The 13,343-nt window shown below is 66.6% G+C and carries 13 protein-coding genes; 6 read left to right on the top strand and 7 right to left on the bottom strand.

Annotated elements, in window-relative coordinates:
- Window positions 1-33: 33 nt before the first annotated feature.
- The 7 genes from rqpR to KEC55_RS15920 all read right to left on the bottom strand — a co-directional run bounded on the left by rqpR (window position 34) and on the right by KEC55_RS15920 (window position 5,859).
- The gene (rqpR, locus tag KEC55_RS15950) at window positions 34-690 is read right to left on the bottom strand and encodes a response regulator transcription factor RqpR (protein WP_047899273.1); all 657 of its coding nucleotides are present in this window, start codon (window positions 688-690) and stop codon (window positions 34-36) included.
- A gap of 7 nt (window positions 691-697) precedes the next feature.
- Window positions 698-1,513, bottom strand: a complete 816-nt coding sequence (rqpS, locus tag KEC55_RS15945) for a quorum system sensor histidine kinase RqpS (RefSeq protein WP_282506169.1) — start codon at window positions 1,511-1,513, stop codon at window positions 698-700.
- Between the two features lie 415 nt (window positions 1,514-1,928).
- Window positions 1,929-2,699 (bottom strand): ferredoxin--NADP reductase, encoded by a 771-nt coding sequence (locus tag KEC55_RS15940; protein ID WP_282506168.1) that lies wholly within the window; start codon window positions 2,697-2,699, stop codon window positions 1,929-1,931.
- A gap of 227 nt (window positions 2,700-2,926) precedes the next feature.
- Window positions 2,927-3,574, bottom strand: coding sequence for a LysE family translocator (locus KEC55_RS15935; RefSeq protein WP_282506167.1), 648 nt, complete (start codon window positions 3,572-3,574; stop codon window positions 2,927-2,929).
- Window positions 3,575-3,683: 109 nt separating this feature from the next.
- Window positions 3,684-4,499, bottom strand: coding sequence for an endonuclease/exonuclease/phosphatase family protein (locus KEC55_RS15930; protein WP_034190285.1), 816 nt, complete (start codon window positions 4,497-4,499; stop codon window positions 3,684-3,686).
- Between the two features lie 5 nt (window positions 4,500-4,504).
- The gene (locus tag KEC55_RS15925; protein WP_282506166.1) at window positions 4,505-4,993 is read right to left on the bottom strand and encodes a hypothetical protein; all 489 of its coding nucleotides are present in this window, start codon (window positions 4,991-4,993) and stop codon (window positions 4,505-4,507) included.
- Window positions 4,994-5,139: 146 nt separating this feature from the next.
- Window positions 5,140-5,859, bottom strand: a complete 720-nt coding sequence (locus tag KEC55_RS15920; RefSeq protein WP_282506164.1) for a nitroreductase — start codon at window positions 5,857-5,859, stop codon at window positions 5,140-5,142.
- 229 nt (window positions 5,860-6,088) lie between these two features.
- Between KEC55_RS15920 and KEC55_RS15915 the strand changes: the two genes are divergently transcribed.
- The 6 genes from KEC55_RS15915 to KEC55_RS15890 all read left to right on the top strand — a co-directional run bounded on the left by KEC55_RS15915 (window position 6,089) and on the right by KEC55_RS15890 (window position 13,339).
- Complete coding sequence (locus KEC55_RS15915) at window positions 6,089-7,069, top strand: AAA family ATPase (protein WP_282506163.1); 981 nt, start codon at window positions 6,089-6,091, stop codon at window positions 7,067-7,069.
- Between the two features lie 145 nt (window positions 7,070-7,214).
- Window positions 7,215-8,324, top strand: coding sequence for an NAD(P)/FAD-dependent oxidoreductase (locus tag KEC55_RS15910; RefSeq protein ID WP_282506162.1), 1,110 nt, complete (start codon window positions 7,215-7,217; stop codon window positions 8,322-8,324).
- 136 nt (window positions 8,325-8,460) lie between these two features.
- On the top strand, window positions 8,461-8,772 hold the full coding sequence (locus tag KEC55_RS15905; RefSeq protein ID WP_021163765.1) for a high-potential iron-sulfur protein: 312 nt from the start codon (window positions 8,461-8,463) through the stop codon (window positions 8,770-8,772).
- A gap of 190 nt (window positions 8,773-8,962) precedes the next feature.
- Entirely contained in the window at window positions 8,963-10,270 is a 1,308-nt protein-coding gene (locus KEC55_RS15900) for an MFS transporter (protein WP_176050758.1), read from the top strand.
- Window positions 10,271-10,589: 319 nt separating this feature from the next.
- Window positions 10,590-12,218, top strand: coding sequence for an ABC transporter substrate-binding protein (locus tag KEC55_RS15895; protein ID WP_282506161.1), 1,629 nt, complete (start codon window positions 10,590-10,592; stop codon window positions 12,216-12,218).
- Window positions 12,219-12,328: 110 nt separating this feature from the next.
- Entirely contained in the window at window positions 12,329-13,339 is a 1,011-nt protein-coding gene (locus tag KEC55_RS15890; protein ID WP_151049580.1) for an ABC transporter permease subunit, read from the top strand.
- Window positions 13,340-13,343: the final 4 nt, after the last annotated feature.

Genomic DNA, 13,343 nt, shown 5'->3' with positions numbered 1-13,343 from the left:
GCCGAGGTAGCGGGCGAAGGCGAATCGGGCCGGTCAGGCGCCGGCCGCGGGCGCCATGTCGACGAGCCGGTTGCTCATCACGTAGAACGTGAGTTCCGCGTTGTTCGACAGCCGCATCTTCTCGAGCAGCCGCGACCGGTACACGCTCACCGTCTTCACGGACAGCGACAGCGTGTTCGCGATGTCGGTGAGCCGCTTGCCCGACGCGAGCATGCAGAGCGTCTGGTATTCGCGGTCGGACAGCTTCTCGTGCGGCAGCGGTTCGTTCTCGAACGACACGTATTCGGCGAGCGCCTCGGCCATCGCGGGGCTCACGTACTTGCGGCCGGCAGCGACCTGCTGGATCGCGCCGATCATCTGCGCGGCGTTGACCGTCTTCGACAGGTAGCCGGCCGCGCCGGCCTTCAGCGCGCGGACCGCGTACTGGTCCTCGCGGTACATCGAGAACATCAGCACCGGCGTGCGCGACAGCTTGCGCTTGAGGCGCTTGAGCACCTCGATGCCGTTCGTGTCCGGCAGCGAGATGTCGAGCAGGATCACGTCGAATTCCTGTTTGTCGACGGCTGCCATCGCGTCGCCGCCGGTTTCGGCTTCGGTGACGTCGCGCGCGATGCCGCGGTCGATCAGCAGCTGGCGAATCCCTTGCCGGACGATCGCGTGATCGTCCACGAGCAGGATGTTCAGGCTCATGACGACCTCACGAAAGCGACGCGCGGCGGGCCGCGACGGGCACCGCGAGCAGCGAATCCCACGCGAAGCGCGCGGTGACGCGCGTGCCGTGGCCGGTTTCCGGCGTGGCCGTCTCGAAGCTGCCGCCGAACGCTTCGCAGCGGGCGCGCATGCCGGCGAGGCCGTAGCCGCTGCGGCGGCTGCGGGCGAAACCGGTCCCATCGTCGGCGACAATCAGTGACAGATGCGTGCCGTCGGTGACGATCCGCACGTCGACCGACGTCGCGCGGGCGTGCTTCGCGACGTTCGACAGCGCTTCCTGCGCGACGCGGAATACCGCGAGTGCGCTGGCGCCGGCGATCTGCGTGAGGCGCGCGTCGGCCGCACACACGAAGCTCGTGCGCAGGCCCGTGCGGGCCGCGTGAGTGTCGATCCACGACGACAGCGCGCCGATCACGCCCGCGTCGAGCGCCGGCGTGTCGCGTTCGTCGATCAGCCGGCGATTCGCGTCGGTGGCGGCGTCGAGCGCCTGCTGCGCCAGCTCCAGCGCACGCAGGCAGCCGTCCGGCGCATCGGCCGGCAGCCACGTTTGAACGTTTGCGAGCGCGAAACGCGCAGCGGTCAATTCGGCGCCGAGCCCGTCGTGCAGCTCGCCGGCCAGATGGCGGCGGGCTGCTTCGTCGGCGGCGAGCAACTGGGCGGACAGGGCCGCGATCCGTGCGGCGGAGGCGTCGCGTTTCGACGCGGTGTCGGCAACGGGCGGAGTAGCGGCGCAGCTGTGCATGCGCTGCCGCGACGGGAACGGGGCGTGGGCGCCCGAGGGCGCGTTAAGCGACGTATCCATGACTCTCCCTGCTGTCAGAAAGCGGTTCAGACACCGGCTGGCTGCGTGGATCGGCTGCCGTTACGACGACGGTCGCCGCCAGAGAATCGCTCCATGCCGAGGTAACAAAAGTTACACCTTGTAACACTTGCATCCGACCCTTCCACTCTCATTCAAACGGCAACCACGCGCGGCGAATAATATCTCAAAATTTCTGAAAAGGTCATGTCGGGCGGACATTTAAGGGTAAATGTGAATAATCGGAATGAACGTGTTGTAGGAAAAACACTGACACCCGAACACCCGGCGGTGACGTATCCAAATGTAACTATTTGAGATGAGATGGTCCCAGTTTGTTACGAATTCGCCAAGTGGGGACGAAAAAAAACCGGAGCTTTTGCTCCGGTTCTTGATGACGCGCAAATTTAGGGATCGATCAGTCCACGAATGCGCGCTCGATCACGTAGTGGCCCGGTGCGCTGTTCTTGCCTTCGACGAGGCCGGCCTGCTTCAGCAGGTCGGTCGTGTCCTTCAGCATCGCGGTGCTGCCGCACAGCATCACGCGGTCGTTTTCCGGCGAGAACGGCGGGACGTCGAGATCCGTGAACAGCTTGCCCGTCGCGATCAGGTCGGTGATCCGGCCTTCGTTGTCGAACGCTTCGCGCGTGACCGTCGGGTAGTAGACGAGCTTTTCCTTGATGATGTCGCCGAGGTACTCGTGGCCCGGCAGGTCGTGCTTGATGTAGTCCATGTACGCCAGCTCGCCCTTCAGGCGGCAGGTGTGCGTCAGGATCACCTTGTCGAAGCGCTCGTAGATCTCCGGATCGCGGATGATCGACATGAACGGCGCGAGGCCCGTGCCCGTCGACAGCATCCACAGCGTCTTGCCCGGCAGCAGGTTGTCGGCAACCAGCGTGCCCGTCGGCTTCTTGCCGATCAGCACCGTGTCGCCCACCTTCAGGTGCTGCAGGCGCGACGTCAGCGGGCCGTTCTGCACCTTGATGCTGAAGAATTCGAGATGCTCTTCGTAGTTCGGGCTGACGATCGAGTAGGCGCGCGCGAGCGGCTTGCCGTCGACCTCGAGGCCGACCATCGTGAATTCGCCGTTGTTGAAGCGCAGGCTCGCCTCACGGCTGCAGGTGAAGCTGAAAAGCGTGTCGGTCCAGTGATGGACGGATTGGACGGTGGCGGTGTCGTATTTGCTCATGGCTTTGAAAACGGACGCGCGTAGCGGACGCGTGTAACGGGCCCAAAAATGGGCAAAAAAACCGAGTGCGACGGCCCGATCGCGGATCGGCCGGCCGGCGCGTCGGACACGCGCCTTCTCGATGACAGACGTTTGAGGAACTCGTTATTTTACCCTGTTGGCGCGGATCGCGGGCTTGACCCCCGTGGCTGCGCGGATTTGGCGCAACAAATCCTTGCAACGAGCTTTCAGCGATCGGCCGCGAGTTTCGCGCCGAGACCGACGAGCGCGACGCCGCACAGCGCGTCGAGCGGGCGCCGCACGCGCCGGTAGCCGCGCTGCGCGCGGGGGCTCGCGAACAGGTACGCGACGCACGAATACCAGCCGGCCGACAGCACGCCGATCGTCACCAGCACCGCGCCGTTGAACCACAGCGGCACGTGCGCGGGCAGCATCGCCGCGAACACGCTGGTCCAGAACGCGCACGATTTCGGGTTCGTCAGGCACGTGAACAGGCCGCTGCGATACGCGCGCAGGTAGTCGCGCGCCTGCGGTGCGGCCAGCGGCGCGGCGGCGTCCGGCGCGTCGGCCGGCGCCGCGTCGCGGCGCACGCCCGAGCGCAGCAGCTTGAAGCCGAAATACACGAGATACACGGCGCCGCCGATCCGGATCGCCTCGTACAGCCATTCGACCTGATGCAGCACGGCCGCGAGGCCGAGCATCGCGAGCGTCGCCCACGCGACCGACGCGGTGCCGACGCCGAGTGCCGACGCGGCGCCGAGGCTACGGCGACCCGCGAGCGACAGTTGCGAAATCATGAAGAAATTCGGGCCGGGCGTGATCGCCGCGACGAGGTAGACGACGGCGATTTGCAGCAGGATCGGCAGGTAGGTCATGGCGGCGCGGCCCGGCGGCGGGGCGATGGCGGAATGGGCAAGCCGCTACTGTAGCGCGGGCGGCGCGGCCGCGCTCCGGCGGCGTGCGATCGGGGGTGGCCGACGAAGGTTATTGCGGATCGAGGCGCAGGCGAGCGATGTACGGCAGGTGGTCCGACAGCCACGCGGCTTCGCCGGACGGCGCGCGCCATTCGAGCGGCGTCAGGCCGCGCACGAACATCTTGTCGAGCGCGAGCGCCGGCGAGAACGCGGGGAACGTGCGGCCCGATTCGCCGAGCAGCGTCGCGACCTCGGACATCCCGATCTCGCCGAACAGCGCGACCGAATCGTTGCGCCAGTCGTTGAAGTCGCCGGCGAGCATCAGCGGGCCATCGCCCGCGTTGCGCACGATCCAGTGCGCGATCCAGTGCATCTGGCGCAGCCGCGCGGCGCGCGTGAGCGCGAGGTGCGCGCACAGCAGCGTGACCGGGCGCGCGCCCGCGAGCGTCGCACGCGCGACGAGCAGCCCACGCCGCTCGAAGCGGTGCGCGGAGATGTCCCAGCGGCCGCCGAGGTCGAGCGGATGCGGCGACAGGATTGCATTGCCGTGCCGCCACGACGGCTTGAACACGTTCGGCCCGAGCGCGATCTGCCAGTCGAGCGCATGCGCGATCTCGGTGGCCTGGCAATGCCACACGTCGTCGACCGCGTCGTCCATCTGCGCGCCGAAGCCGGGCGCGAGCACGGGGCGCGGCATGCGGCGAGCCATCGCTTCCTGCAGGAAATACACGTCGGCGTGCGTCGACTGCATCCAGTTGCGCATCGCGTTCCACGCAGTGAAGCCGAGCGGCGAGCGGCCCTTGTGCAGGTTCCAGCTGACGGCGGTGATTTCGTCGGGGGCCGCGTGCGGTTCGGCGAACGGCAAGGACAGGGCGTCGGCGGACATGACGCTCAGTCCTTCGCGACGTGCGCACGCACGCGGTACACGAGGTGCGGATGCTGTTCGACGAGCGTCCAGTCGGTCCATGCATCGGCGCCGACCGACAGGCCGGGGTGGCTCGCGACAATCTGCCGCGGCGACGCGGGCACGCACGGATCGCTGCGCGTCGCGTTTTCGTCGTCGAGCGTTTCCTGCACGTCGAGCGCGAGCGACACCGTGTTCGCACTGGTGTCGACGGTGAGCGGCGCGACGGTGACCGAACGCGAACGCTCGGTCGGCACGACGTGCGCGTCGTTGCCGCATCCGACCGGCACGGCGGACGGATAGCGATGGGTATCGGTGCGGGTCTGACCCACGGTGGTGCGTTGCTGGAACGTGTCGATCGTCTGACCGTCGCGCACCACCTGGATCTCCCACGCGATGGAGGCCGGCGCGGGGCTTTGCGCATGGGCGGCGAGCGTGAGGCTCGCGAGCAGGACGGCCAGGCCGTGTTTCAGCATGAAACGTCTCCGGAAACGCGCAATAGCGGGGAACGGACGCACATCTTACGCCCGATCGATTTCGATCGTGATGTGACAGGACGCACTGCGACAGGTTCGCGGCACGATGCGGTCCTGCCCGACAGGTAAGGCCGAGCCGTGCATTTTCAAGCGAAAAAGCGCGCGAACTCGGCGACGGGAGCGCGCTCGGTGACGAGGCGGTTCTCGATCGCGTCGGGGTCCGCATGGCCGAGCGACATCCCGCAGACGAACTGCTCGTTGGCGGGAATGCCGAGGTGGTCGGCGATGATCCGGTGAAACGGCACGAACGCGGCCTGCGGGCAGGTATCGAGCCCGCGTGCGCGTGCGGCCGTCATCACGCCCTGCAGGAACATTCCGCAATCGAGCCAGGCGCCTAACGTCATTACGCGGTCGAGCGTGAAGAACAGTGCGACCGGCGCATCGAAGAAACGGAAGTTGCGCGCGTGCTGCGCGTGCATGCGCGCCTTTTCGTCGCGGCCGATGTTCAACAGCCCGTACAGGTCCCAGCCGACCTTGCGGCGCCGGTCGATATACGGCGACACCCATTCGCGCGGGTAGTAGTCGTATTCGGCGACGTATTTCTCGTCGCGCGCGGGATCGTCGTGCGCCGCGGTCAGCGCGGCGGCGAGCGCATCGCGCGTGGCGCCCGTCGCGACGTACACGTGCCACGGCTGGATGTTGGTGCCCGACGGCGCGCGGCTCGCGGCTTCGAGGATCGCCTCGAGCGTGTCGCGCGGCACGGGTGTCGGCAGGAAGGCGCGGATCGCGCGGCGCGACGTGAGCGCCGCGTCGACGGCGTCGAGCGCATCGGCATCGACGCGCGGGGAAGCAGCGGGGACGGACATCGGCATACCTTTGGGGCATCGCGCGACGCGCCGTGCGGGCGCCGTCGGCAAGGCCGGCGCGGCGGGTGGGGGAACCATCGATCATACGCTGCGGCGCGCGGCCCTGCAGCGCACGCGAAGTGTTAGCAGCAGACTCGCGTGGCTGCTTGCTTGCGCGGGGATACGGGATCGCTACACTGAAATCGTAAGGGTCTGATGGTCGTGTGACGGCAAGTGCAGCGAGGTTGGTATGACGACGGCGATGGTGAAACAGGAACTGGCGGTGGCGTCCTTCAGCACGGTGTACGACCTCGAGCAGGTCGAGACGGCGCTGAGCGACCTGAACGAGAGCGCGAGCGACGCACTGCGCGCCACTTACGAGCGAATGCTCAAGACGGGGAATCTGCGCTTCTGCGTGAAGCCGAACCGGATGCCGTCGTTCGATGAACTCGGCGACGCCTTGCCGAATTTCGGCGAGCCGCTCGACGACGTGCGCAAGCAGGTCGCGCTGTGCCTCGAAACGGACGACCGGCTCGAACTGATGCCGATCCTGCTGCTCGGGCCGCCCGGGATCGGCAAGACGCATTTCGCGAAGGCGCTCGCGCAACTGCTCGGCACCGCGTACCACTACGTGCCGATGAGTTCGCTGACGGCCGGCTGGATTTTGTCGGGCGCGTCGTCGCAATGGAAGAACGCGAAGCCCGGCAAGGTGTTCGAGGCGCTCGTGAACGGCAGCTACGCAAACCCGGTGATCGCCGTCGACGAGATCGACAAGGCCGGCACCGATGCGCAATACGATCCGCTCGGCGCGCTGTACGCGTTGCTCGAGCACGACACCGCGCGCGCATTCGTCGACGAATTCGCGGAAGTGCCGATCGATGCGGGCAACGTGATCTGGATCGCGACCGCGAACGACGCGCAGGCGATTCCGGAGCCGCTGCTCAACCGAATGAACGTGTACGAGATCGCGCCGCCCGATGCGGCCGGCGCGCGCCGGATCGCGCAGACGATCTACGACGAGATCCGCACGTCGCATGCGTGGGGGCGGCGCTTCCCCGACACGCTGGGCGACGACGCGCTCGACGTGCTGGCCGCGACGCCGCCGCGCACGATGCGTCGCGCGCTGCTGCATGCATTCGGCGCCGCGCGGCTCGACGGCCGCGATGCGATCGGGCCGCACGACATCCGCGCGGACGAGGGCGCCGCGAAGCGCCGGCCGATCGGCTTCTGACACGGCGGCGCGCACCGCTGCGGCGTGTGCGCGCCGCGTCGTCGGCTGCGTCGTCGCGACGCGCTGCGGATGCGTTCGGCACGCGGGCGAACCGGGACGTACAATTCTCTTCTCTCCCTTCGACGCGTTAGCGGCGCGAACTGTCATGGAGCAGATGGATTGTGTCGTGATCGGCGCGGGTGTCGTCGGTCTGGCGATTGCGCGGGAACTGGCCGCGCGCGGGCGTGAAACGATCGTGCTCGAGGCGGCCGACGCGATCGGCACGGGCACGAGTTCGCGCAACAGCGAGGTGATTCACGCGGGGCTCTACTACCCGCGCGGGTCGCTGAAGGCGATGTCGTGCGTGCGTGGCCGCGACATGCTGTACGAATTCTGCGAAACGCATCACGTGCCGCACCGGCGCACGGGCAAGCTGCTGGTCGCGACGAGCGCCGCGCAGGTGAAGCAGTTGAAGGCGATCGCCGCGCGCGCGGTCGAAAACGGCGTGCTCGACCTGCTGCCGCTCGCGCGTGCGGAGGCGCAGACGCTCGAGCCCGCGCTCGAATGCGTGGAGGCGCTGTTCTCGCCGTCGACCGGCATCGTCGACAGCCACCAGCTGATGCTCGCGCTGCTCGGCGACGCGGAGCGCAACGGCGCGATGTGCGCGCTGAAATCCCCGGTCGAATCGATCGACGTGCTGCGCGGCGGGCGCTTCGTCGTGCGCACGGGCGGCGACGCGCCCACCGAGATCGAGGCTGCCTGCGTGATCAACAGCGCGGGCCTCGGTGCGCAGGCGCTCGCGCGCCGCACCCGCGGCCTCGACCCGCGCTGGGTGCCGCCGCTCTATCTCGCGCGCGGCAATTACTTCAGCCTGTCGGGGCGCGCGCCGTTCTCGCACCTGATCTACCCGATGCCCGATCGCGCCGGGCTCGGCGTGCACCTGACGCTCGATCTCGGCGGGCAGGCGCGCTTCGGCCCGGACGTCGAATGGTGCGATTCGCTGCGCTACGAAGTCGATCCGGCGCGTGCGACCGCGTTCTACGCGTCGATCCGCGCGTTCTGGCCGGCCCTGCCCGACGATGCGCTGCAGCCGGCATATGCGGGCATCCGGCCGAAGCTCGCGGGGCCCGGCGAGCCGCCGGCCGACTTCATCGTGCAGGGCGCCGCGCAGCATGGCGTGCGCGGGCTCGTGAACCTGTTCGGCATCGAATCGCCGGGGCTCACCGCGTCGCTCGCGCTCGCGCAGCGCGTGGGCGAGATGACCGCCTACCGCTGACGCGACGCACGGGCAGCCGTGTGAAATCCCTTATCTCTGGAATTTCGGCGCGCACATTTATTCGCTTGGGCGTTATTCTGTCGAACGGCTGTCGCCAGAACAGCTTTCAAACCGATAACGTTGGAGCGAGTCCCCCATGAAAACATCCCGTCGGAGTTTCCTGATTACGAGCATTGGTGCCGTGTCCGCGCTGGCGCTGTCGCGCGAAGCGCTGGCCGATGCGCCGATGCTGTCGGAAACGGATCCGACCGCCGTGGCGCTTGGCTACAAGGCCGATGCCACGAAGGTCGACAAGACGAAGTACCCGAAATACGCAGCGGGCCAGGATTGTGCGGCCTGCATGCTGTACCAGGGCAAGAAGGGCTCGGCATCGGGTCCGTGCGGCGCCTTCCCCGGCAAGCAGGTGTCGGCGAAGGGCTGGTGCAGCGCCTTCTCGAAGATGGGTTGAGTCCCGTGCGGCATCGTGCGATGCCGCATTGTGGCGAAAACCGCAAAACGCCCGCCGTCGAAAGATGGCGGGCGTTTTTTATGCTTGAAAACGGTTCCGTCGCTTTCTACACTCGCTGCAAACCTGTGCGCCGCGACCCACCCGCGCGCCGCGCCGCCCGACACGGCGAATTCACGAGGACGAGGCACGCATGGCGACGATTGCGAATTCAACGAAAACGATCCGGCCCGAGCGTGCGCTGAATCGCCGCGCGGTGGCCGCCGCCGTGATCGGCAACGCGCTCGAGTGGTACGACTTCACGGTGTTCGGCTTCATGACGGTCGTGATCGCCGAGCTGTTCTTCCCGACCTCCAGCGAATATTCGTCGCTGCTCCTCACCACCGCGACGTTCGGCGTCGCGTTCTTCATGCGCCCGATCGGCGGCATCGTGTTCGGGCTGTACGCGGATCGCGCGGGCCGCAAGGCCGCGCTGTCGCTGGTGATCCTCCTGATGACGGCCGGCATCTTCCTGCTCGCGATCGCACCGCCCTATGCGGCGATCGGCATCGGCGGCCCGATCCTGATCGTGCTCGGCCGGCTGCTGCAGGGCTTCTCCGCGGGCGGCGAATTCGGCAGTGCGACGGCGCTGCTGATCGAAGCCGCACCGTTCTCGAAACGCGGCTTCTACGGCAGCTGGCAGATGGCGAGCCAGGCCGCCGCGCTGCTGATCGGCGCGCTCGTCGGCGCGGCCGTCACGCGCGGGCTGTCGCACGACGCGCTGCGCAGCTGGGGCTGGCGCGTGCCGTTCATACTCGGGCTCGTGATCGGCCCGATCGGCTTCTACATCCGCCGCCATCTCGCCGATTCCGAAGCGTTCCTGCATGCGCAGCAGAGCGCGCGCCGCGCGACGCTCGGCGAAGTGTTCACGCGCCACCCGCGCGAGGTGCTGTGCGGGCTCGGCTCGGTGATCGCGCTGACGGTGACGATCTACGTGCTGATCAGCTATCTGCCGACCTTCGCGGTGAAGCAGCTGAAGCTGCCGTACGCGGAATCGTTCTACGCGGTGATCGTCGGCAACCTGCTGCTGATGGTGCTGTCGCCGGTCGCGGGCGCATGGTCCGATCGCATCGGCCGCAAGGGGCTGTCGCTGTGGTCGCTCGTCCTGACGCTCGCGCTGATGTATCCGCTGTTCGCGTGGCTCGACGCGGCGCCGAGCATCGGGCGGCTGATCGCGGTGCAGGCCGTGCTGTCGGTGACGCTCGCGGGCTACTACGGGCCGTTCGGCGCAATGATCGCCGAGCTGTTCCCGGCCAACGTGCGCTCGACCGGGCTGTCGATCGCGTACAACGTCGCGGTGATGCTGTTCGGTGGCTTCGGCCAGTTCATCGTCACGTGGCTGATCAAGGTCACGGGCACGCCGCTCGCGCCGACCTACTACGTGATGGCCGGGATCGCGCTGTCGATCGTCGCGGTCGCGTTCGTGCCCGCGCGCAGTGCCGACCTCGATGCGCCGGCGTGATCGCATGACGATTTGAAGACGGTCATCGGATCGTTTCGTAAAACGCAATGATGTGCTGCAGGGCACGGGGAACGGTGCATCGAGCCGTCGTGTTCGCGCCCGAATTGTTTAGTCGTCGAACGAAACTTGCGCGAGATGAACGGAATTGTCGCTCGCGCGCGTTTTCGCATTTTTTACCCACACTAAACATCGGCACAAACCCGTGCGGGGCAGATAGAAGAGTTTTTTCTCCAGCTTGTTGCCACATCGTTAGCTCAAGTAATATCCGCGTACACCGGCCTCTGGCGGGCCGGTTCCGATCTGGAGACCTGGAGGAAACATGGAATACAACCGTCTGTTGCACACCCTGCGTGTTACCGCCATTGCAGGCGTGGCAGCGGCATCGCTCGGCGTCGCGGGCTCTGCATTCGCACAGATCCCGAACAAAACGCTCGTCTACTGCTCAGAAGGCAGCCCGGCGGGTTTCGATTCCGCGCAATTTACGACCGGCGTCGATTTCACCGCCGCCACGTTCACCGTCTACAACCGCCTCGTCGAATTCGAACGCGGCGGCACGAAGGTCGAGCCGGGCCTCGCCGAGAAGTGGGACGTATCGTCCGACGGCAAGGTGTACACGTTCCACCTGCGCCATGGCGTGAAGTTCCACACGACCGACTTCTTCAAGCCGACGCGTGAATTCAACGCGGACGACGTGCTGTTCTCGTTCCAGCGCATGCTCGACCCGAACCAGGCGTTCCGCAAGGCGTACCCGGTGTCGTTCCCGTACTTCACCGACATGGGCCTCGACAAGCTGATCACGAAGGTCGAGAAGGTCGATCCGTACACCGTGAAGTTCACGCTGGCCGAGCCGAATGCGCCGTTCATCCAGAACATGGCGATGGAATTCGCGTCGATCCTGTCGGCCGAATACGGCGACCAGCTGATGAAGGCAGGCAAGGCCGCCGACATCAACCAGAAGCCGGTCGGCACGGGCCCGTTCATCTTCCGCAGCTACACGAAGGACGCGACGATCCGTTTCGACGGCAATCCTGATTACTGGAAGAAGGGCGAAGTGAAGCTGTCGAAGCTGATCTTCTCGATCACGCCGGATCCGGGCGTGCGCGTGCAGAAGATCAAGCGCAACGAATGCCAGGTGATGAGCTATCCGCGTCCGGCCGACATCGCGACGCTGAAGGCCGACTCGGGCATCGACATGCCGTCGCAGGCCGGCTTCAACCTCGGCTACCTCGCGTACAACGTCGAGCACAAGCCGGTCGACAAGCTCGAGGTGCGTCAGGCGCTCGACATGGCGATCAACAAGAAGGCGATCCTCGAGTCCGTCTACCAGGGTGCCGGCCAGGCCGCCAACGCGCCGATGCCGCCGACCCAATGGTCGTACGACAAGAACCTGAAGATGGCGCCGAACGACACCGCGAAGGCGAAGGCGCTGCTCGCGAAGGCCGGCTATGCGAACGGTTTCGAGATCACGCTGTGGGCGATGCCCGTGCAGCGCGCATACAACCCGAACGCCCGTCTGATGGCCGAGATGATCCAGGCCGACTGGGCGAAGATCGGCGTGAAGGCGAAGATCGTCACGTACGAGTGGGGCGAGTACATCAAGCGCGCGCACTCGGGTGAGCAGGACACGATGCTGATCGGCTGGACGGGCGACAACGGCGATCCGGACAACTGGCTCGGCACGCTGCTCGGCTGCGAAGCGATCAAGGGCAACAACTTCTCGCACTGGTGCTACAAGCCGTTCGACGAGCTGGTCCAGAAGGGCCGCACGACGACGGGCCAGGACGCACGGACGAAGCTCTACACGCAGGCCCAGCAGATCTTCGCGCAACAGCTGCCGTTCTCGCCGATCGCGAACTCGACGGTCTACCAGCCGGTGCGCAAGAACGTGGTCGACATGCGTATCGAACCGCTCGGCTATGCCCGCTTCGACGGTGTTAGCGTGAAGTAACACGCCTGTCGTAAGCTGTCGCGAAGACCGGCTAACTCATCCGGCGGCGGGAGGCCAAAAGCTTCCCGTCGCCGGTCGCACATTTCCCACAAGAAAATACGAGACGCATCATGTTCACATTCGTGTTGCGCCGCGTGGGCATGGTGATCCCGACTTTCATCGGCATCACCATCCTGGCGTTTGCGCTGATTCACCTGATACCGGGCGACCCCATCGAAGTGATGATGGGCGAGCGCGGCGTCGATCCCGCGATGCACGCAGAGGCGATGAAACGCCTCGGGCTCGACCAGCCGCTGCCCATGCAGTACCTCCACTACATCGGCCGGGCGCTGCATGGCGACCTCGGCACGTCGATCATCACCAACACGAGCGTCGCGGGCGAATTCTTCGCGCGCTTCCCGGCGACCGTCGAGCTGTCGCTGTGCGCGCTCGTGTTCGCGCTCGCGGTCGGGCTGCCGGCCGGCGTGATCGCCGCGCTGCGGCGCGGCTCGGTCGTCGACCACGGCGTGATGGGCACCGCGCTCACCGGCTACTCGATGCCGATCTTCTGGTGGGGGCTGATCCTCATCATGGTGTTTTCGTCATACCTCGGCTGGACGCCCGTGTCGGGGCGCATCGCCGTCGAATACGACTTCCCGCACCCGACGGGCTTCATGCTGATCGACGCGCTGCTCGCGCCGGATGAAGGCTCGTTCAGGTCGGCGGTCAGCCACCTGATCCTGCCCGCGATCGTGCTCGGCACGATCCCGCTCGCGGTGATCGCGCGGATGACGCGCTCGTCGATGCTCGAAGTGCTGCGCGAGGACTACATCCGCACCGCCCGCGCGAAGGGGCTGTCGCCCGCGCGCGTGGTCGTCGTGCATGCGCTGCGCAACGCGCTGATCCCGGTCGTCACCGTGATCGGCCTGCAGATCGGCACGCTGCTCGCGGGCGCCGTGCTGACCGAGACGCTCTTTTCGTGGCCCGGTGTCGGCAAGTGGCTGATCGATGCGATCGGCCGCCGCGACTATCCGGTCGTCCAGGGCGGCATCCTGTTGATCGCGACGCTCGTGATCGTCGTGAACCTGGTCGTCGACCTGCTGTACGGCGTGCTGAATCCGCGCATCCGCCACACGAGGTAATCCC

It is taken from the genome of Burkholderia cepacia, assembly GCF_029962485.1.
Lineage (GTDB): Bacteria > Pseudomonadota > Gammaproteobacteria > Burkholderiales > Burkholderiaceae > Burkholderia.
Note: the sequence above shows the minus strand (reverse complement) of the source record. Positions and strands in the feature narration are given on the sequence as shown.

Bases quoted from the DNA above. Each gene is read 5' to 3' on its own strand.
- KEC55_RS15900 (WP_176050758.1), top strand. From the start codon at position 8,963: ATGGCGACGATTGCGAATTCAACGAAAACGATCCGGCCCGAGCGTGCG.
- KEC55_RS15895 (WP_282506161.1), top strand. From the start codon at position 10,590: ATGGAATACAACCGTCTGTTGCACACCCTGCGTGTTACCGCCATTGCA.
- KEC55_RS15910 (WP_282506162.1), top strand. From the start codon at position 7,215: ATGGAGCAGATGGATTGTGTCGTGATCGGCGCGGGTGTCGTCGGTCTG.
- rqpS (WP_282506169.1), bottom strand. From the start codon at position 1,513: ATGGATACGTCGCTTAACGCGCCCTCGGGCGCCCACGCCCCGTTCCCG.
- KEC55_RS15930 (WP_034190285.1), bottom strand. From the start codon at position 4,499: ATGTCCGCCGACGCCCTGTCCTTGCCGTTCGCCGAACCGCACGCGGCC.
- KEC55_RS15905 (WP_021163765.1), top strand. From the start codon at position 8,461: ATGAAAACATCCCGTCGGAGTTTCCTGATTACGAGCATTGGTGCCGTG.
- KEC55_RS15925 (WP_282506166.1), bottom strand. From the start codon at position 4,993: ATGCTGAAACACGGCCTGGCCGTCCTGCTCGCGAGCCTCACGCTCGCC.
- KEC55_RS15920 (WP_282506164.1), bottom strand. From the start codon at position 5,859: ATGTCCGTCCCCGCTGCTTCCCCGCGCGTCGATGCCGATGCGCTCGAC.
- KEC55_RS15915 (WP_282506163.1), top strand. From the start codon at position 6,089: ATGACGACGGCGATGGTGAAACAGGAACTGGCGGTGGCGTCCTTCAGC.
- KEC55_RS15940 (WP_282506168.1), bottom strand. From the start codon at position 2,699: ATGAGCAAATACGACACCGCCACCGTCCAATCCGTCCATCACTGGACC.
- rqpR (WP_047899273.1), bottom strand. From the start codon at position 690: ATGAGCCTGAACATCCTGCTCGTGGACGATCACGCGATCGTCCGGCAA.
- KEC55_RS15890 (WP_151049580.1), top strand. From the start codon at position 12,329: ATGTTCACATTCGTGTTGCGCCGCGTGGGCATGGTGATCCCGACTTTC.
- KEC55_RS15935 (WP_282506167.1), bottom strand. From the start codon at position 3,574: ATGACCTACCTGCCGATCCTGCTGCAAATCGCCGTCGTCTACCTCGTC.